Below are 18,344 nucleotides of genomic sequence, written 5' to 3'. Positions count from 1 at the left end.
AAGAGAGAGACATTATGTTTTTAGTCGACTCGCACTGCCATCTTGATGGCCTCGATTATCAGTCACTGCATAAGGACGTGGACGACGTGCTGGCGAAAGCCGCTGCCCGTGACGTGAAGTTTTGCCTGGCGGTGGCGACTACGCTGCCGGGTTATCGCAGTATGCGTGAGCTGGTCGGCGAGCGCGATAACGTGGTCTTCTCCTGCGGCGTTCACCCGCTTAATCAGGATGAGGAATATGACTTTGCTGAACTGCGGCGGATGGCGGCAGAAGAGGGCGTAGTCGCAATGGGCGAAACCGGTCTCGACTATTATTACACCCCGGAAACCAAAGCCCGTCAGCAGGCTTCATTTGCCGAGCATATCCGTATTGGTCGCGAGCTTAACAAGCCGGTCATCGTCCATACCCGTGATGCACGGGAAGATACGCTGGCTATTCTTCGCGATGAAAAGGTGACGGATTGCGGGGGCGTACTACACTGTTTCACAGAAGACAGGGAGACGGCGGGTAAATTGCTCGATCTGGGGTTCTATATCTCGTTTTCCGGCATCGTCACCTTCCGCAACGCCGAACAGCTACGCGATGCGGCGCGGTATGTCCCGGTTGATCGGATGCTGGTGGAGACCGATTCACCGTACCTGGCACCGGTCCCGCATCGGGGGAAAGAGAACCAGCCGGCGATGACCCGCGATGTCGCAGAATACATGGCCGTACTGAAAGGGGTATCCCTTGAACAGCTGGCGCAACAGACCACTGAAAACTTCGCCACGCTGTTCCATATCGACCACGCTCGCCTGCGATCTGCCTGATTCGTCAGCTTATTTTAAAGCTCGTAATTAATACCCAAAGCGAGTAAAGTTCACCGCCTCAAAAAGGGCGGTGAACCCTCTCTTTGTAATGAGTAGAAACAACTTTTGTAAAATAATGCAAGTTTTTAGTGAATTGCTGGCTGAAACGTGATGGCTGTCAAACAAAAATAAACCGATTTATTTTACTCTGCGTAATAAATAAAAGGACGCTTAGATGTCCTGTACACGGCGAGATTCTCCCCCTCTCGCCAATGCGTGAAAGCGTAAAAAAAGCACAAATACTCAGGAGCACTCTCAATATGTTCAAGAATGCATTTGCTAACCTGCAGAAGGTCGGTAAATCGCTGATGCTGCCGGTATCCGTACTGCCCATCGCAGGTATCCTGCTGGGCGTCGGTTCTGCAAACTTCAGCTGGCTGCCAGCCGTCGTCTCTCATGTAATGGCTGAAGCAGGCGGTTCTGTTTTTGCAAACATGCCGCTTATCTTCGCAATCGGTGTGGCCCTCGGCTTCACCAACAACGATGGCGTTTCGGCGCTGGCTTCCGTTGTCGCCTACGGCATCATGGTGAAAACCATGGCTGTGGTTGCGCCTTTGGTTCTGCATTTACCTGCGGAAGAGATTGCAGCGAAACACCTGGCCGATACCGGTGTTCTCGGTGGTATCATCTCAGGTGCCATCGCGGCGTACATGTTCAACCGCTTCTACCGTATCAAGCTGCCTGAGTACCTGGGCTTCTTCGCTGGTAAGCGCTTTGTTCCGATCATCTCTGGTCTGGCTGCCATCTTTACCGGCATCGTGCTGTCCTTCATCTGGCCACCGATTGGTACGGCTATCCAGACCTTCTCTCAGTGGGCTGCGTACCAGAACCCGGTAGTCGCGTTCGGTATCTACGGCTTCATTGAACGTTGCCTGGTACCATTCGGCCTGCACCACATCTGGAACGTACCTTTCCAGATGCAGATTGGTGAATACACCAACGCCGCAGGCCAGGTGTTCCACGGTGATATCCCACGTTACATGGCAGGCGACCCAACTGCAGGCAAACTGTCTGGTGGCTTCCTGTTCAAAATGTACGGTCTGCCGGCGGCTGCGATTGCCATCTGGCACTCAGCAAAACCTGAGAACCGTGCAAAAGTGGGCGGTATCATGATCTCCGCAGCGCTGACCTCGTTCCTGACCGGTATCACCGAGCCTATCGAGTTCTCCTTCATGTTCGTTGCGCCGATCCTGTACATCATCCACGCGGTTCTGGCAGGTCTGGCATTCCCAATCTGTATCCTGCTGGGTATGCGTGACGGGACGTCCTTCTCGCACGGTCTGATCGACTTCGTGGTACTGTCTGGTAACAGCAGCAACCTGTGGCTGTTCCCGATTGTGGGTCTGTGCTATGCCGCGGTGTACTACACCGTGTTCCGTGTGCTGATTAAAGCACTGGATCTGAAGACTCCAGGTCGTGAAGATGCAACCGAAGATAGCAAAGCTGGCGCAGCTAGTGGCGAAATGGCTCCGGCTCTGGTCGCAGCTTTCGGTGGTAAAGAAAACATCACTAACCTCGACGCATGTATTACCCGTCTGCGTGTCAGCGTTGCCGATGTGGCAAAAGTTGACCAGGCTGGCCTCAAGAAATTGGGTGCGGCAGGTGTGGTTGTTGCAGGCTCCGGCGTTCAGGCAATTTTCGGCACCAAGTCCGATAACCTGAAAACCGAGATGGATGAATACATCCGCAACAACTAAGCAGTGAGTGGGGAGAAAACTAAGGCAGCCGATTGGCTGCCTTTTTTAATGTCATTTTACGGCGATAAACCGTCGGCTCGTACAAGCGAAACGCCGCCGGGTGTGGGGTTAGAAATCGTAGCTCGCTGATACGGAGAAATTCAACGGTGCGCCGTACACCAGATAAGACCCGACGTAGTCGTAATACTCTTTGTCGAACAGGTTGTTCACGTTCGCCTGTAAAGCAAAGTTTTTCGTAACCTGGTAGCGACTGAACAGATTGACCAACCCATAGCTCCCCTGGTCGACGTAATCGCGACCGTTTGGTCCGCCGCTGACATCAGTCCAGGTTTTATTCTGCCAGTTCACACCCCCACCCACGGCCAGTTCCGGTAGCATGGGCAACTGATAACGGGTAAACAGTTTCAGGGTGGTACGCGGCTGATCGGAACTTACCGCCTTACCGTCTTTATCTTCTGCCACGTAACGTGTCGCGCCGAAGGTCAGCTGCCAGTTGTCGGTCAACGCGCCATTCAGCTCAAACTCCACGCCTTTACTGACCACGCCATCCAGCGATTCATAGACTGACTCACCGCTGGGCAGGTAGGTATAGGTGTTGTTCGCTACGTTATCCTGTTCGATGCGAAACACCGCCAGCGAGGTCGTCAGACGGGTGTTAAACCAGTCGGCTTTCACCCCGGCTTCGTAGCTCTTGCCGGTGGTCGGATCAAGATACCGTCCGTTGACATCGCGCTTGTCCTGCGGCTGGAAGATGTTGGTATAGCTGGCGTATGCCGACCAGTCTTCGTTGATGTCATACACCAAACCTGCGTACGGGGTAACATCGTCTTTGGTGCTTTCCAGACGCGTATCCGGTGCGCCCGCCGGGTTGTACTTGATGTTGTAGTTGGTGTAACGCGCACCGAGGATCAGATGCAGCGGATCGGCCAGTGAGAAACGCGCGGAGGTATAGGCTGACGACTGATTAATATCGTCTTTGCTGTAGAGTTTCCACGCGGTCCACTGCGGGTCGGGAATATTGCTTTTCCAGTTTTTGAAACTGCCAATATCGACCATGCCATACAGGGCATCCGGCATCGAGTTATCGTAATGGTTACGCTGATGGCTGAGGCTACCGCCGACCATCATCTCATGCTGACGACCAAACAGCTCAAAGCCGCCGCGCAGGAACGCGTCGACCGCGTCCTGTTTACGCTCGCCGCGGTTCCAGCCACCGTAGCCAACCATTCCGTTGCCGGTTTCTTTATCCGGATAGCCCGACATGTACATCAGTTTGGTATCGAAGTTAGTTTCCGCGTGCATCCCATTAACATGCGCTTCCCAACCGTTATTAAAGCGCTGGGTAAAGTTGGCGAATACTTTAGTGCTGTCTTTATCGGAGTAGGCCCAGTCAGGGGCTACAGTATCGCTGCGGTTGTAATGGGTTTTACTGCCGTCGGCGTACCACGTCGGCAGGCCGCCCCAGGTTGGGTCTTCGGTGTTACTTTCCTGATATTCATAGCCGAGTGACAGGGTGGTGCTGTCGGTGAGATCGGCATCGACCACGCCGTAGAGGAATTTTTTACGGTAGTGATAGTTATCCACCCACGAATCGTTGTCCTGATAGCCCGCTATGACGCGCCCACGTACCTTACCGGATTCCACCAACGGAGCCTGTAAATCGAGAACATAACGCTGTTTGTCCCAGCTGCCGTAGCTCACAGAGGCGTTGCCCTGAAACTCACGGCTGTCAGCGTGTTTACGCACCATGTTGACGTAGGCGGCCGGGTTGCCGGTGCCGCTCATCAGGCCGGTTGCCCCACGAACCACTTCGATGCGGTCATAGATGGCGGTATCCGTGGCAGTATCACCGAAGTTCCATACTTCACTGATGGACGTCGGCAGGTCGTCATAGGCATAGTTGCTGACGAAGAAACCCCGAGAATAAAACACGGTGCGGTCACTGTCCTGCACCTGGGCCGTTACGCCGGTGGTATTGGTTAACACCTGGCCGATGGTTTGCAGGTTCTGATCCTGCATACGCTGCTGGCTAATGACGCTCACCGACTGCGGAATATCACGGGGAACCAACAGTAATTTTGTGCCGGTTGTGGTGGTTTTAACGCTGTAATCCTTGTCCTGTGCGTTATCTGTCGCGTTATCGACGGTGCCCTCGACGACCACGGTTTCTTCGTTAAGAGAGAGGGGCGCTGCATGTACGGCCCCCGGCAGTAAGGCGACCGCAATACAGGCTGCGAGACGTGACGGCGAGGCGGGCAGTCTGTGCTGCTTGTCCCTGGAGTCAAAAGTGAAAGACATCGGTGAAACCCTTATGTTGGTTGTTGTTATAAGCGCGGTGTTATTGCATGAAAATGCAAATGCGAAATATACGCATTCACGTTATCTCTGTAAACGGATGTAAGCAGGTATTTGAAACTTTGTTTTAATCCCCGGGGCGGGTCGATAAAACCAAGGAGTGGTTAAGCATTCAGCGCAAAATTAATATTGGAAAACAAAAGTAGGGGATCAGGTTGAAAGAAAGAGACTAACTCGCTCATACTCTTACGCTATTAGATGAAGACTCGATACCGCACGGTAATCTATAAAAAGGAACAAGCCATGGCCGAAGAAACGATTTTCAGCAAAATTATTCGTCGTGAAATCCCAGCGGATATTGTCTATCAGGATGAGCTGGTGACTGCTTTTCGTGATATATCGCCACAGGCCCCAAGCCACATTCTGATTATCCCGAATATCCTGATCCCGACGGTGAACGATGTGACGGCAGCACATGAGCAGGCATTAGGCCGCATGATGACCGTGGCGGCAAAAATTGCTGAAGCTGAAGGCATTGCGGAAGAGGGTTATCGCCTGATTGTTAACTGTAATCGCCACGGAGGCCAGGAGGTTTATCATATTCATATGCACCTGCTGGGTGGTCGTCCGTTGGGTCCAATGCTCGCGCATAAAGGATAATCACATGAAAGGTGGCCGAATTGCCGCACTGCTTACGGGCATGCTGCTGGTGGGTTGTGGCTCGCATCCGGAAATTCCGGTGGGTGAGCAGCAGACGTTGGTCATGGAGGCCAATGTGTTGGCGGCCGGGATCAGCGCTGAAAATCCACAGCTCACGACCTCAGAAATCCAGGCGACGGCCTCGTCCCAGCTCTATAACGAGCGTACAACGCCGGTCACCGTTCACTATCGTTTTTACTGGTATGACGCCAGAGGACTGGAAATGCATCCGCTGGAGGCACCGCGTACGGTGACCATTCCGGCACAGTCCTCGGTCACGCTTTACGGCGGCGCAAACAGCCTGGGTGCGCATAAAGTCCGGCTTTATCTTTATCTTTGAGGGGTAAAAAGTAATGAGTAAACTGAGTCGCTATGCGTTTATCGCGGCGGTGGCACTGTTCCTGTCTGGTTGTGTGGCCCAACGTGAGAAACCGGCACCGGTAGAAGAAGCCAAACCCACGCCAGAGCAACCGCAGACGCCGCCACCGACCACGGTGCCGGTGGTGCCGACCATTCCAACGCAGCCTGGCCCGATTACTCCGCAGCCAGAACAGCCCGCGCCACGTGTTCGTCACTATGACTGGAACGGTGCCGCCCAACCGCTGGTCGGGAAAATGCTGCAGGCCGATGGTGTGACGGCAGGCAGCGTACTGATGGTCGACAGCGTTAATAACCGGACCAACGGTTCGCTGAACACCGCTGAGGCGACCACCGCGCTGGTCAATGCGCTACAGGGCAACAACAAGTTCACTCTGGTATCGGCACAGCAGCTGGCGGTGGCCAAACAGCAGTTGGGCCTTTCTCCGCAGGACAGCCTGGGCTCGCGTAATAAAGCAATGGGCCTGGCGCGCACCGTCGGGGCTCAGTACGTGCTGTATTCCAACGCGACGGGTAACGTCAACACCCCGACGTTGTCCATGCAGCTGATGATGGTCCAGTCGGGCGAGATCCTCTGGTCAGGTAAAGGTGCGGTTGCGCAACAGTAAGCTATCGCGTGACGAATGCCTGTCACGCTATTTTCCCGGCTACCACCCTCTGGTTCGCTCCGCTATGGCGGGGCTGAGCGGGGGAAGCTGCATTATCGAACATCATGGGCAGCGGATTGTCCTGCGCAAGCATCACGATCCGTCAGCCCCTGATTTTCATTTCTTACGCCAGTATCGCGCCCTGCACGCACTTCCTTCCTCGCTGGCTCCTGCACCGTTGGGTTACTTTCCCGGCTGGATGGCGGTGTCTTATCTCGATGGTGAGACGTTCCCGACATTACCGGATACCCACGCGACCGCGACCTTGTTGTATCATCTGCATCAGCAAAAACGCTTTGGCTGGCGGGTGGCTGTATTACCCTTGCTCGAACGCTACTGGCAGTTCAGTAGCCCGCAGCGCCGCACGCCGCTCTGGCTACGATCGCTCAAGCGTTTGCGCAGTCAGGGTGAACCTCAGCCGCTGCGTCTGGCACCGTTGCATATGGATGTCCACGCGGGCAACATTATCCACACCCCAGACGGACTGAAGCTGATTGACTGGGAATATGCCGCAGACGGCGATATCGCCCTCGAACTGGCGGCGGTGTGGACAGAAAACCCCGCGCAGCGAACCGCGCTGATCGCCGCCTACGCACAGGCGGCGCATCTGGATAACGCCATCCTCACGCAGCAGGTTCAACGCTGGCAACCGTGGATCCAGCTGCTGATGACCACCTGGTATGAATATCGCTGGCAGCAGACCGGCGACCAACAATTTATTGCGCTGGCGAATGAAGGCTGGCGCACGTTAACGGATAAAGGAAAGGAGAGGTCATTGTGGGCCCAGTAATGTTAGACGTTGAAGGGTATGAACTGGATGCAGAAGAACGGGAAATTCTGGCGCATCCACTGGTGGGCGGGCTTATCCTGTTCACCCGTAACTACCACGATCCGGCGCAGTTGCGTGAACTGGTACGCCAGATCCGCGCAGCCTCGAAAAATCATCTGGTTGTCGCGGTGGATCAGGAAGGCGGCCGCGTTCAGCGTTTCCGCGAAGGGTTCACGCGTTTGCCTGCCGCGCAGTCTTTTGCTGAATTGTTAGGGCTGGAGCAGGGCGGTGAACTGGCGAAAGCCGCGGGCTGGCTGATGGCATCAGAAATGATTGCGATGGACATTGATATCAGCTTCGCGCCGGTACTGGACGTCGGGCACATCAGCGCTGCAATTGGCGAGCGCTCCTACCATGCTGACCCGCATAAAGCGCTGGCCATGGCACGTCAATTCATTGACGGCATGCACGACGCCGGGATGAAAACCACCGGCAAACACTTCCCGGGCCACGGGGCCGTGACCGCAGATTCGCATAAAGAAACGCCACAGGACCCACGGGCAGAGGCCGAGATCCGCGCCAAGGACATGGCGGTATTCCAGACGCTGATTACCGAGAACCGACTCGATGCCATCATGCCTGCACATGTGATTTACAGCGATGTGGATCCGCGTCCGGCCAGCGGTTCTTCGCACTGGCTGAAAACCGTACTGCGCGGTGAGTTGGGCTTTGACGGGGTGATTTTCTCTGATGATTTGTCCATGGAAGGCGCGGCTGTCATGGGTAGCTACGCGGAACGTGGTCAAGCATCGCTGGACGCAGGTTGCGATATGATCCTGGTCTGCAATAATCGTAAGGGCGCGGTCAGCGTATTGGATAACCTGTCGCCGATCAATGCAGAGCGTGTTACGAAATTGTATCATAAAGGTTCATTTACCCGTCAGGAGCTGATGGATTCCGCTCGTTGGAAGACGGTCAGCACGCAGCTGAATGACCTGCACGAACGCTGGCAGGCCCATAAAGCCGCTCATTAACCTCCCGAAACGGGATTGGCAGTGTTGTGAGGATGGAATGATTATTTATTTGCACGGTTTCGACTCAAACAGTCCGGGAAATCACGAGAAGGTGCTGCAACTGCAGTTCATCGATCCGGATGTCCGCCTGATTAGCTACAGCACGCTTCACCCGAAGCATGATATGCAGCATTTACTCAAAGAAGTGGACAAAATGCTGCAGCTCAGTGCTGACGATCGCCCGCTGATTTGCGGCGTAGGTCTCGGTGGCTACTGGGCCGAGCGGATCGGTTTCCTGTGCGATATCCGCCAGGTCATTTTCAACCCGAATTTGTTCCCAAATGAGAACATGGAAGGCAAAATTGACCGCCCGGAAGAGTATGCCGACATCGGCACGAAATGCGTGAGCAATTTCCGCGAGAAGAACCGCGATCGCTGTCTGGTGATCCTCTCCCGCGAGGACGAGGCGCTCAACAGCCAGCGATCGGCTGAGCTGCTGCATCATTACTACGAAATTATCTGGGATGAGGTGCAGACGCATAAGTTCAAGAACATCTCCCCTCATTTGCAGCGTATCAAAGCCTTCAAAACCCTCGGTTAATCCCGCTCTGCGCCTGGTGAACACCTGCTCATCAGGCGCGCACTCCCCCCATATTGGCTACACTTGCTCAACTATTAAGCTGTAAAACTTGATTCATATCAATTTTGGTATGACCAATGCACCTCGCGTGATATTCTTCACACTATTGTCAGGTTTTAGGTCTCTAACTTGTTGTTAATTAAAGGCTATTTTTATAACTTTTAATTAACAATTGGTTAATAATTTAGGGGGTCACGTTGACTACGCCATTGAAAAAGATTGTGATTGTGGGTGGTGGTGCCGGCGGGTTGGAGTTGGCTACTCAACTGGGTAGAAAGCTTGGCCGTGGCAAAAAAGCAAAAATTACGCTGGTGGACAGAAACCATAGCCACCTGTGGAAACCGCTCCTGCACGAAGTGGCAACCGGTTCGCTGGACGAAGGTGTGGACGCGCTGAGCTATCTGGCACACGCCCGTAACCATCACTTCCAGTTCCAGCTGGGGTCGGTGGTTGATATCAATCGTGAAACTAAAACGCTGACGCTCGCAGAACTGCGCGACGAGAAGGGCGAGCTGTTGGTGCCTGAGCGCAAGCTGGCGTATGACACGCTGGTGATGGCGCTGGGCAGCACGTCTAACGATTTCAACACCCCGGGCGTGAAGGAAAACTGTATTTTCCTCGACAACCCGCATCAGGCGCGCCGTTTCCATCAGGAAATGCTTAACCTGTTCCTGAAGCACTCCAGTAATCTGGGTGCCAATGGCAAGGTGAACATCGCTATCGTCGGCGGTGGGGCGACCGGTGTAGAACTGTCGGCTGAACTGCATAACGCGGTGAAACAGTTGCACAGCTACGGCTACAAAGGCCTGACTAATGACGCGCTGAACGTCACGCTGGTGGAAGCGGGCGAACGTATTCTGCCTGCGCTGCCGCCGCGTATTTCCAGCGCCGCGCACAGCGAACTGACCAAAATGGGCGTCCGCGTTCTGACGCAGACCATGGTCACCAGCGCCGATGCCGGCGGCCTGCACACCAAGGACGGCGAGTATATCAATGCCGATCTGATGGTATGGGCGGCGGGCATCAAGGCCCCAGACTTTATGAAAGACATCGGCGGCCTGGAAACCAACCGCATTAACCAACTGGTGGTTGAGCCGACGCTGCAAACCACCCGTGATGCGGATATCTACGCCATCGGTGACTGTGCATCGTGCGCGCGTCCGGAAGGTGGGTTCGTGCCACCGCGTGCGCAGGCTGCTCACCAGATGGCAAGTCTGGCGTTAAGCAACATTCTGGCGCAGATCAAAGGCAAACCGCTGAAAGCGTATACCTATAAAGATCACGGTTCGCTGGTATCCCTGTCGAACTATTCGACGGTCGGCAGCCTGATGGGTAACCTGATGCGTGGCTCGATGATGGTAGAAGGGCGCATCGCACGCTTTGTCTACATCTCCCTGTACCGTATGCACCAGATTGCGCTGCACGGCTACTTCAAAACCGGCCTGATGATGCTGGTGGGCAGTATCAACCGGGTGATTCGCCCGCGTCTGAAACTGCACTAAGTTCTAAAACGCCCGGCGGCGCTATGCTTGCCGGGCTTGTTCAGACTTCTCCGAAACCCGCGCTTATCCCCTCCGTAACCTCTTTTTTTGATCCTAATTCCTATATCCATGTTTTCTCTTAGGTAGCAAAATTGTTACCAACAGCAACAAAGGAGGAACTCCCGTGAATAAATCTATGTTGGCGGGTATAGGGATTGGCGTAGCTGCTGCGCTGGGCGTGGCGGCGGTTGCCAGTCTGAATGTGTTTGACCGTGGCCCGCAATACGCGCAGGTCATTTCTGCCACCCCGATTAAAGAAAGTGTGAAAACGCCGCGTCAGGAATGCCGTAACGTTGCCGTAACGCATCGTCGTCCAGTTCAGGACGAAAACCGCATTGCCGGTTCGGTACTGGGTGCCGTAGCGGGTGGGGTAATTGGTCACCAGTTTGGTGGGGGGCGTGGGAAAGATGTTGCCACTGTCGCCGGTGCGCTGGGTGGCGGTTATGCCGGGAACCAGATCCAGGGTTCAATGCAGAATAACGATACCTACACCACGACGCAGCAGCGCTGCAAAACGGTGTATGACAAATCTGACAAAATGCTGGGTTACGACGTGACCTACAAAATTGGCGATCAGCAGGGGAAAATCCGCATGGATAAAGATCCTGGCTCTCAGATCCCACTCGACAACAACGGTCAGCTGGTTCTGAATAACAAAGCCTAAAAAAAGCAGTACTCTACGCTAGAATTGGCCCCTCAAACGCTCAGGCTGAGGGGCTTTTTTTATGGCTACGAAAAAGGGTCTCAGATTTTCAGCATCTGTGGCCACAGCCGCAGGGTGGTGTCGGTAATTTGCAGCAACGTCTCGAGGCTGGCACCTTCGCGAGCGCTGATCGACATCCCTTGCAGAATACAGCTCAAAAATTGCGCCAGTTCACCAATGCATTTGTCCGCCGGTATTTCACCTCGCGCCTGACGCTGAGTCAGAAACTCGCACAGCGTTTTTTCCTGCATGGCATGGCGTGACTTGATGGTGTGGGCAATCTCTTTTGACGATGCTGCAAGTGTCGCGGATGTATTAATCATAAAGCAGCCCGCGGGGGTATCTTTGCTGGTGAAGCAGGTCGCGACCGCGCTGAAATAGTCGCGCAGTGCGTCTTCTACCGATTTCTCTTCGCAAAAAAGCTGAGCTTCGTGCTTATCGGCAAAACGTGAAATATAGCGATCCAGAACGGCCCGGAATAGCCCCTCTTTATTCACAAATTCTGCGTACAGCGTCGGGGCTTTCGCGCCGGTTGCTTCGACTAAATCCGCGAGCGATGTCGCTTCATAGCCGTGCTGCCAGAAGAGTGTCATGGCCTTATCAAGCGCCACGTCCCTGTCGAACACTTTTGGTCGGCCACGGCTTTTTTTTGCGCAACTTGCTACTTCAGTTGTCATGGTGCCGTTGTACCTCTGTGGTTGTGTTAAGTCTTCATTATAAAAACAAACGCCCGGCATAACCAGCGACGAATCTCGTAAAATAAAACAATCCTATGGTTATGAAAAATAAGGCATTAACAAATTAAATAATAGTCGTTATAAAAATAATTTGACGTGTGACGTGGATCACATTATTATTTACCTATCGATCGTTAAGTTAATCATAACGACCTAAAAAATTCATCTGCATAGGTATAATAATCATGAAAAGTATCAAAATCCTGGCCGTTGCCGCCGTACTGAGTTCTCTGTCATTCGCAAGCTTTGCTGCGGTTGAAGTCCAGTCCACCCCAGTTGATCAGCAGAAAGTGGGTGTGATTTCCGCCAGCGCCGGGACTAACCTCGGTTCTCTTGAAGACCAGCTGGCACAGCAGGCCGACGCCATGGGCGCAAAATCATTCCGCATTACCTCGGTTACCGGTCCGAACACCCTCCACGGGACCGCAGTCATCTATAAATAAGGCCTGCCTTATTTAACCCTCGGCAATGCCACTGCCAAAAAAAACACCGCGACATTTGTCGCGGTGTTTTTTTACGTTTGGGGGTTAAAACGATTGTTGATTGAGCGTCTGCGGCGCGTCGTGATGGGTGACATCCACCGGCATACCGGAACGCACCTCCATCACATGTTCCATAACTTGTGCATCCGTCTGTGGCGATTTTTTGAAGGCTTCCATGCTGGCATTCAGGGCAATCGGCAGCACTTTCGGGTCATCATCAATATGCTTCGACAGCGGCTGGTGAACCTCCACCAGATGCACGCCGCCTGGCTCGACTGATGCTTTAATCGGCGTATTGATGATATTCACTTTGGTGCCCGGCGTGACCTGTTTAAACAAGGTTTCGATATCGCCATCGCGCAGGCGAATACAGCCAGAGCTGACGCGCATCCCGATGCCAAAATCGGCATTAGTGCCGTGCAGCAAGTACACGCCACCGTAGGCCGAGAGACGAATCGCATGATGGCCCATCGGGTTATCCGGCCCGGCTGGAACGACCGCTGGCAACTCCACGCCCATGGCTTTATAACGCGCACGAATATTGGCGGTCGGCGTCCAGGTCGGGTTCGCACGTTTGTCGGACACGGTGGTGACCATCGTTGGGGTGAGGGTGGTACCACCCAGTTGACCGATACCAATCGGGTAAATGGTTACGCTGTTTTTACCCGGCGGATAGTAGTAGAGACGCAGTTCTGCCAGGTTAATCACCATGCCTTCACGCGGGGCATCCGGGAGCAGGGTTTGCAGCGGAATGGTCAGCACGCTGCCCGCGCGAGGCACGTACGGGTCCACGCCGGGATTGGCCTGCAATAACGCCAGGAATCCCACGTTATATTTTTTAGCGATAGCCTCCAGCGATCCGCCGTTGTTTTCCACGACGTGAAAGCGGTTTTCACCCACCAGACGACTGCCGGCGGGAGGAAGGGGCCAGGTATTGGCGCGAGCGGGAAGCGCCATGGCGACGGTCGCGACGACGGCCAGCAGGCCGAGCAGACGCATAAAACGCGATTGAATCATCATCACAGCACATCCATAACGGTGATTGAGCAGGGAAAACCCTCATTATGGCGTCAGGTCGTGTCTGGATGTTTCAGGGGTTTGCAAAGAGTGTGTAAATTATTGCCGGGAGAAGATGCCCGGCGACGATCGCCGCCGGGCAAGGGTGGATCAGGCGACGGCGTTCTCTTCCAGTTGCTGCATAAAGTTGCGCACCCATTCCATGCGTTCTTTACGCTCGGTCAGGTCCTGGAAAAATTTCAGCCGCGTCGGCCCATCAAGACGATAGTGCTGCGGCTGTTTTTGCAGCAACCCAATCAGCCACGCCGGATTAACGTGGTTTTTCTCATTGAACTCAATCACGCCGCCTTTGTCGTTACCTTCCAGCTTACGAATGCCCAGCTTCTGCGCCTGCTGACGTAAACGCGCAATATCCAGCAGGTTACGCGCGGCATCCGGTAGCAGACCGAAACGGTCAATCAGTTCGACTTTCAGCTCGTCCAACGCCTGTTCACCTTTGGCGCTGGCGATGCGTTTATAGAACGACAGGCGGGTGTTCACATCCGGAATGAAATCGTCCGGCAGCAGGGAGGGCATTCGCAGTTCGACTTCGGTTTGCTGACTGGTTAAATCTTCCAGCGACGGCTCACGCCCGGCTTTCAACGCATCGACGGCGTTTTCAAGCAGTTCCATATACAGCGAGAACCCGATGGTTTCCATCGAGCCACTCTGATCTTCGCCGAGCAGTTCACCTGCCCCGCGGATTTCGAGATCGTGGGTCGCCAGCGCGAAACCGGCCCCTAAATCTTCCAACGAAGCAATTGCCTCCAGACGTTTTTGCGCGTCGGTGGTCATCGCTTTCGGATGCGGTGTCAGCAGCCAGGCGTAGGCCTGATGATGTGAACGCCCCACGCGACCGCGCAGCTGGTGCAGCTGAGCGAGGCCAAAGTGATCGGCCCGTTCGATGATAATGGTGTTGGCGGTCGGAATGTCGATCCCGGTTTCGATGATGGTGGTACACACCAGCACATTGAAGCGCTGGTGGTGGAAATCGTTCATTACCCGTTCCAGCTCGCGCTCGCGCATCTGACCGTGACCGATGGCGACCCGCGCTTCCGGCACCAGCGCCGCCAGCCTGTCGGCCGCTTTCTGAATGTTTTCGACATCGTTGTACAGGTAGTAAACCTGCCCCCCGCGCAACACTTCACGCAGAATAGCCTCCCGCACCACCAGTTCATCATACTGACGAACGAAGGTTTTCACCGCCAGACGGCGGGCAGGCGGGGTGGCGATAATCGACAGGTCGCGCATCCCGCTCATCGCCATGTTCAGCGTACGTGGGATTGGTGTGGCGGTCAGGGTCAGAATATCGACATCGGCGCGCATCGCTTTGATTCGCTCTTTGTGCCGCACGCCGAAGCGGTGTTCTTCATCGACGATCAGCAGGCCCAAATCTTTCCATTTCACGTCACTTTGCAGCAGTTTATGGGTGCCTATCAGAATATCAATTTTACCGTCAGCGGCCTGTTCCAGAATTTGCGTCTGCTCTTTGCCACTGCGGAAACGCGAGAGCATTTCTATTCGCACCGGCCAATTGGCGAAGCGGTCGCGGAAGTTGTCGAAATGCTGCTGGGCGAGCAGGGTAGTTGGCACCAGTACCGCCACCTGCTTATTGTTTTCCACCGCCAGGAAGGCGGCCCGCATCGCCACCTCGGTTTTACCGAAACCGACGTCACCACAGACCAGACGATCCATCGCCAGCGGCTGGCACATATCGCTTAATACGGCGTTGATAGCCTGAGCCTGATCTGGCGTGGTTTCAAACGGGAAGGTATCGCAGAACATCTGATACTGTTCCCTGTCGTGTTTGAACGCATAGCCGGATTTCGCCGCACGCTGGGCGTAGATATCCAGCAGTTCGGCGGCCACGTCACGCACTTTTTCCGCTGCTTTTTGCCGCGCCCGCGCCCAGACGTCGCCGCCGAGTTTATGCAGTGGGGCGTTATCTTCTGCGCCGCCCGCGTAGCGGCTGATCAGATGCAGAGAGGAGACCGGCACGTACAGTTTGGCATCGTTGGCGTAGGTGAGCATCAGATATTCACCGGTGATGCCGCCAGCCTCGAGCGTGGTCATCCCCGCATAACGACCAACCCCGTGTTCGAGATGAACCACCGGCTGACCGGGATGCAGTTCCGCGAGGTTGCGGATCAGCGTATCCGGGTTGATGGTACGCCGCGAATCCTGACGACGACGTGCCACGCGCTCGCCCAGCAAATCGCTTTCGCAAATCAGCGCCCGGTTGCGCAGGCTGTCGATGTAGCCGTGTTCGGCGGAGCCAATCATCAGATAGCGACCGTTGCCTTCACACTCATCCAGACGCTGAATGCGTTTCGGCGATAGCTTGATACGCGACAGCAGCTCGCCCAGCGCCTCGCGGCGGCCTTCACTTTCCACCGAGAAAATCACCGGGCCGTCGAAGGCTTCCAGGAAGCGGCGCAGGTTATCCAGCGGCGCTTTCTGCTGGGCCTGGACGGCGACGTCCGGCAGTTTCTGATAGCCGAGATTGACGTTTGCCGCTTTGCTGGCGAGCTGTTCGATTTTCAGCTGGACGCGCGGCCATTTTTTTAGCTCGCTGAACAGTTCATCGTTGCGCAGCCACAGGCTTTCGGGTGGCAACAGTGGCCGCATTGGGTCCACACCGCGGTTTTCGAAACGGGCCCGGGCATCGGCTTCAAAACGCTGGGCGCTGGCCTCCAGATCGCCGGTGTTGACCAGCAGAGTATTGGCCGGGAAATAACTGAACAATGGCGGGAGCGGCTCGCTGAAGAACAGCGGCTGCCAGTATTCAATACCCGCAGGTAAAGTGCCTTTGCTGACCTGTTGATAGATGTGCTCGGCGTCGCGCTTGACCTCAAACTGGTCACGCCACTGGCTGCGGAACAGCTCGATGGCGGTTTTATCGGTCGGGAATTCGTGCGCCGGGAGCAGGTTGATGGCCTCAACTTCCTCCAGCGTGCGCTGGGTGTCGGCATCAAACAGACGCAGGCTGTCAATTTCATCATCGAAGAAATCAAGACGATACGGGCGATCGCTGCCCATCGGGAACAAGTCCAGCAGCGCGCCACGGGTGGCATACTCCCCGTGCTCCATAACCTGATCGACGTGACGATACCCGGCGCTGTCAAGCTGTTCACGGAGGGTATCGCGAGACAGCCGCTGACCTTTTTTCATCACCAGCGCATGACCGTGCAGATAATTATGCGGACATACGCGCTGCATCAGCGTATTGACCGGAACGATCAGCACCCCGCGCTGCATGGTGGGGAGCTGATACAGGGTAGACAAGCGCGAGGAGATAATCTCCTGATGCGGGGAAAAACTGTCGTACGGCAGCGTTTCCCAGTCGGCGAGATTCATCACCAGCTGGTCGGTGAACTGCGCGATTTCATCATGCAGACGCAGGGCGTTCTGCATGTCCGGGGCGATAAGTACCACCGGACCGTGATGACGTTCGACAATCTGCGCAACTTCGGTTGCGCAGGCGGCACCGGTTAACTCTCCCAGCAGACGCTGCTCGCCCGCTTTGGCCGGTAGGGCGTATCGTTGTTGTTCTTCAGGCATAGATAATGTCGGGGTTCCGTAAAGGTTTACCCCTAATTATGGGGGCAAACCGCCGCTCTTCAATGAACGTTATTATCCTCGATCGACCGACATTAGCAAATGACCGCGCGGTTATTGACGGTTGAGCGCCACCGCAGGCGGTGAAAAAAGAATATCCCCCGCCAGACGCTGAGACAGGCTCCGCGCCAGCATCCCGGTCGCCACGCACAGCAGCAAACTGAAGAAGGGATAGCACAACAAAATCGCCAGTTCGACCGATGGGGAGCGTGCCTGGGCGCTGAACCAGCCGATCAGCACCAGGCTGAAAATTTCTACCAGGATGCGATGGGTGGTGTAAATGGCGATGGTATTCGAACCGACCACGTTCAGCAGCGATCGCTCAGACGGCGGATAGCGACGGCCAACGGCGTAAAACACTTTCATGATAATAAAAATCGATAGCAGCGACAGCAGCAGCGGGGTGCGGACAAACCATAGCCCGACGGCGAAGAACGCTACCACGCCCAGCATCAGCCAGTGACGACGGATATCGAAGGTCTTCATCCACGCCATCAGCGGCGTACCAAACCAGGCACCCAGCGCGTAATAAATCACGTTACGCAGCACGCTGTTCATGCCCCACCACGGCGTCGGCAGGAAATTAATGGCGATGCTGAGCAGCGCCAGCGCGGCGATCATCACCGTTTTGCCGCGTGAGGTCAGTTTGCACAGCACAAAGTAGACGATCAGTGCGTACAAATACCACAGGCTGGTGCTGGCAGTGAGCATCGCCTGCACGAATTCGCCCAGGCTATCGGCATACGCTGCGTTAGCGCTGGTACTCACATCGCGGTCGGGGGCCAGCCAGTGCGTGATATGACTCAATGCCTGCCACTGTAAAACGCCCCACAGCGCCAGCACCCACAGGATCGTTCCGACGCGTTTCCCCAGGCTGTCACGCCATGAAACGCCGTTGATATAGCGTTGGATTAGAAACCCGGAGATAAAAAAGAACACCGGCATACGGAAAGGGGCCAGATAGAGATTGAAGTAGACCCAGCACTTCGCAAGGGTCGGTGACCACGGGTGCTGGAAGGTGCTCAGATGCGGATAAAAGGTGATAACCGAGTGGTAAAACACCACCAGGCAGATGCATAGCCCCTTGATTTGATTGATCCATAGTGCTTTTTCTTTCATGACGATCCACGTTTTTCATTGCCAGTAACAGGGGACCATCCTCAAGGGGTTTATTCGCAGAGTAATGGGTAACATTCTGTATTTGATTCATTTTCAGATAAA

Annotated in this window: 16 protein-coding genes; 11 read left to right on the top strand and 5 right to left on the bottom strand. The window is 54.9% G+C overall.

Features of this window, described 5'->3' with window-relative positions; all coding sequences use genetic code 11:
* Positions 1-14: 14 nt before the first annotated feature.
* Together SIK69_RS21015 and ptsG are read left to right on the top strand one after the other, a co-directional pair.
* Positions 15-809 (top strand): metal-dependent hydrolase, encoded by a 795-nt coding sequence (locus tag SIK69_RS21015; RefSeq protein ID WP_319787017.1) that lies wholly within the window; start codon positions 15-17, stop codon positions 807-809.
* Between the two features lie 299 nt (positions 810-1,108).
* Positions 1,109-2,545, top strand: coding sequence for a PTS glucose transporter subunit IIBC (gene ptsG, locus SIK69_RS21010; RefSeq protein ID WP_319629975.1), 1,437 nt, complete (start codon positions 1,109-1,111; stop codon positions 2,543-2,545).
* Between the two features lie 108 nt (positions 2,546-2,653).
* Here ptsG and fhuE read toward each other — a convergent pair whose 3' ends face one another.
* The gene (gene fhuE, locus SIK69_RS21005) at positions 2,654-4,843 is read right to left on the bottom strand and encodes a ferric-rhodotorulic acid/ferric-coprogen receptor FhuE (RefSeq protein ID WP_319787016.1); all 2,190 of its coding nucleotides are present in this window, start codon (positions 4,841-4,843) and stop codon (positions 2,654-2,656) included.
* Between the two features lie 300 nt (positions 4,844-5,143).
* Here fhuE and hinT point away from each other — a divergent pair, with 300 nt between their 5' ends.
* The 8 genes from hinT to SIK69_RS20965 all read left to right on the top strand — a co-directional run bounded on the left by hinT (position 5,144) and on the right by SIK69_RS20965 (position 11,191).
* Complete coding sequence (gene hinT / locus SIK69_RS21000) at positions 5,144-5,500, top strand: purine nucleoside phosphoramidase (protein ID WP_319629977.1); 357 nt, start codon at positions 5,144-5,146, stop codon at positions 5,498-5,500.
* A 4-nt stretch (positions 5,501-5,504) separates the two neighbouring features.
* Positions 5,505-5,879: a YcfL family putative periplasmic lipoprotein gene (locus tag SIK69_RS20995; RefSeq protein ID WP_319629978.1), complete on the top strand. Its 375-nt coding sequence runs from the start codon at positions 5,505-5,507 to the stop codon at positions 5,877-5,879.
* 22 nt (positions 5,880-5,901) lie between these two features.
* Positions 5,902-6,525, top strand: coding sequence for a penicillin-binding protein activator LpoB (gene lpoB, locus SIK69_RS20990; RefSeq protein WP_319630570.1), 624 nt, complete (start codon positions 5,902-5,904; stop codon positions 6,523-6,525).
* On the top strand, positions 6,506-7,354 hold the full coding sequence (thiK, locus tag SIK69_RS20985; RefSeq protein WP_319629979.1) for a thiamine kinase: 849 nt from the start codon (positions 6,506-6,508) through the stop codon (positions 7,352-7,354). The genes lpoB and thiK overlap by 20 nt, the downstream gene beginning before the upstream one ends.
* Positions 7,342-8,367: a beta-N-acetylhexosaminidase gene (nagZ, locus tag SIK69_RS20980; RefSeq protein ID WP_319629980.1), complete on the top strand. Its 1,026-nt coding sequence runs from the start codon at positions 7,342-7,344 to the stop codon at positions 8,365-8,367. The genes thiK and nagZ overlap by 13 nt, the downstream gene beginning before the upstream one ends.
* 37 nt (positions 8,368-8,404) lie before the next feature.
* Positions 8,405-8,947, top strand: a complete 543-nt coding sequence (gene ycfP / locus SIK69_RS20975) for an alpha/beta hydrolase YcfP (RefSeq protein WP_319629981.1) — start codon at positions 8,405-8,407, stop codon at positions 8,945-8,947.
* 236 nt (positions 8,948-9,183) lie between these two features.
* Positions 9,184-10,488, top strand: coding sequence for an NAD(P)/FAD-dependent oxidoreductase (locus SIK69_RS20970; protein WP_319629982.1), 1,305 nt, complete (start codon positions 9,184-9,186; stop codon positions 10,486-10,488).
* A gap of 163 nt (positions 10,489-10,651) precedes the next feature.
* The gene (locus SIK69_RS20965; protein WP_319629983.1) at positions 10,652-11,191 is read left to right on the top strand and encodes a glycine zipper 2TM domain-containing protein; all 540 of its coding nucleotides are present in this window, start codon (positions 10,652-10,654) and stop codon (positions 11,189-11,191) included.
* Between the two features lie 80 nt (positions 11,192-11,271).
* Here SIK69_RS20965 and SIK69_RS20960 read toward each other — a convergent pair whose 3' ends face one another.
* Positions 11,272-11,907 carry a TetR/AcrR family transcriptional regulator gene (locus SIK69_RS20960; protein WP_319629984.1) on the bottom strand — a complete coding sequence of 212 codons (636 nt, stop codon included), beginning with the start codon at positions 11,905-11,907 and terminating at the stop codon, positions 11,272-11,274.
* A gap of 245 nt (positions 11,908-12,152) precedes the next feature.
* Here SIK69_RS20960 and bhsA point away from each other — a divergent pair, with 245 nt between their 5' ends.
* Positions 12,153-12,410, top strand: a complete 258-nt coding sequence (bhsA, locus tag SIK69_RS20955) for a multiple stress resistance protein BhsA (RefSeq protein ID WP_319787015.1) — start codon at positions 12,153-12,155, stop codon at positions 12,408-12,410.
* Positions 12,411-12,494: 84 nt separating this feature from the next.
* Here bhsA and ldtC read toward each other — a convergent pair whose 3' ends face one another.
* The 3 genes from ldtC to SIK69_RS20940 all read right to left on the bottom strand — a co-directional run bounded on the left by ldtC (position 12,495) and on the right by SIK69_RS20940 (position 18,242).
* Complete coding sequence (gene ldtC, locus SIK69_RS20950) at positions 12,495-13,469, bottom strand: L,D-transpeptidase LdtC (protein WP_319629986.1); 975 nt, start codon at positions 13,467-13,469, stop codon at positions 12,495-12,497.
* A 147-nt stretch (positions 13,470-13,616) separates the two neighbouring features.
* Positions 13,617-17,066, bottom strand: coding sequence for a transcription-repair coupling factor (gene mfd, locus SIK69_RS20945; RefSeq protein WP_319787014.1), 3,450 nt, complete (start codon positions 17,064-17,066; stop codon positions 13,617-13,619).
* A 111-nt stretch (positions 17,067-17,177) separates the two neighbouring features.
* The gene (locus SIK69_RS20940; RefSeq protein WP_319787013.1) at positions 17,178-18,242 is read right to left on the bottom strand and encodes an acyltransferase family protein; all 1,065 of its coding nucleotides are present in this window, start codon (positions 18,240-18,242) and stop codon (positions 17,178-17,180) included.
* Positions 18,243-18,344 lie beyond the last annotated feature (102 nt).

This window comes from Scandinavium lactucae (assembly GCF_033843265.1).
Taxonomy (GTDB): domain Bacteria; phylum Pseudomonadota; class Gammaproteobacteria; order Enterobacterales; family Enterobacteriaceae; genus Scandinavium; species Scandinavium lactucae.
This window is presented reverse-complemented; position numbering and strand designations above follow the sequence as displayed.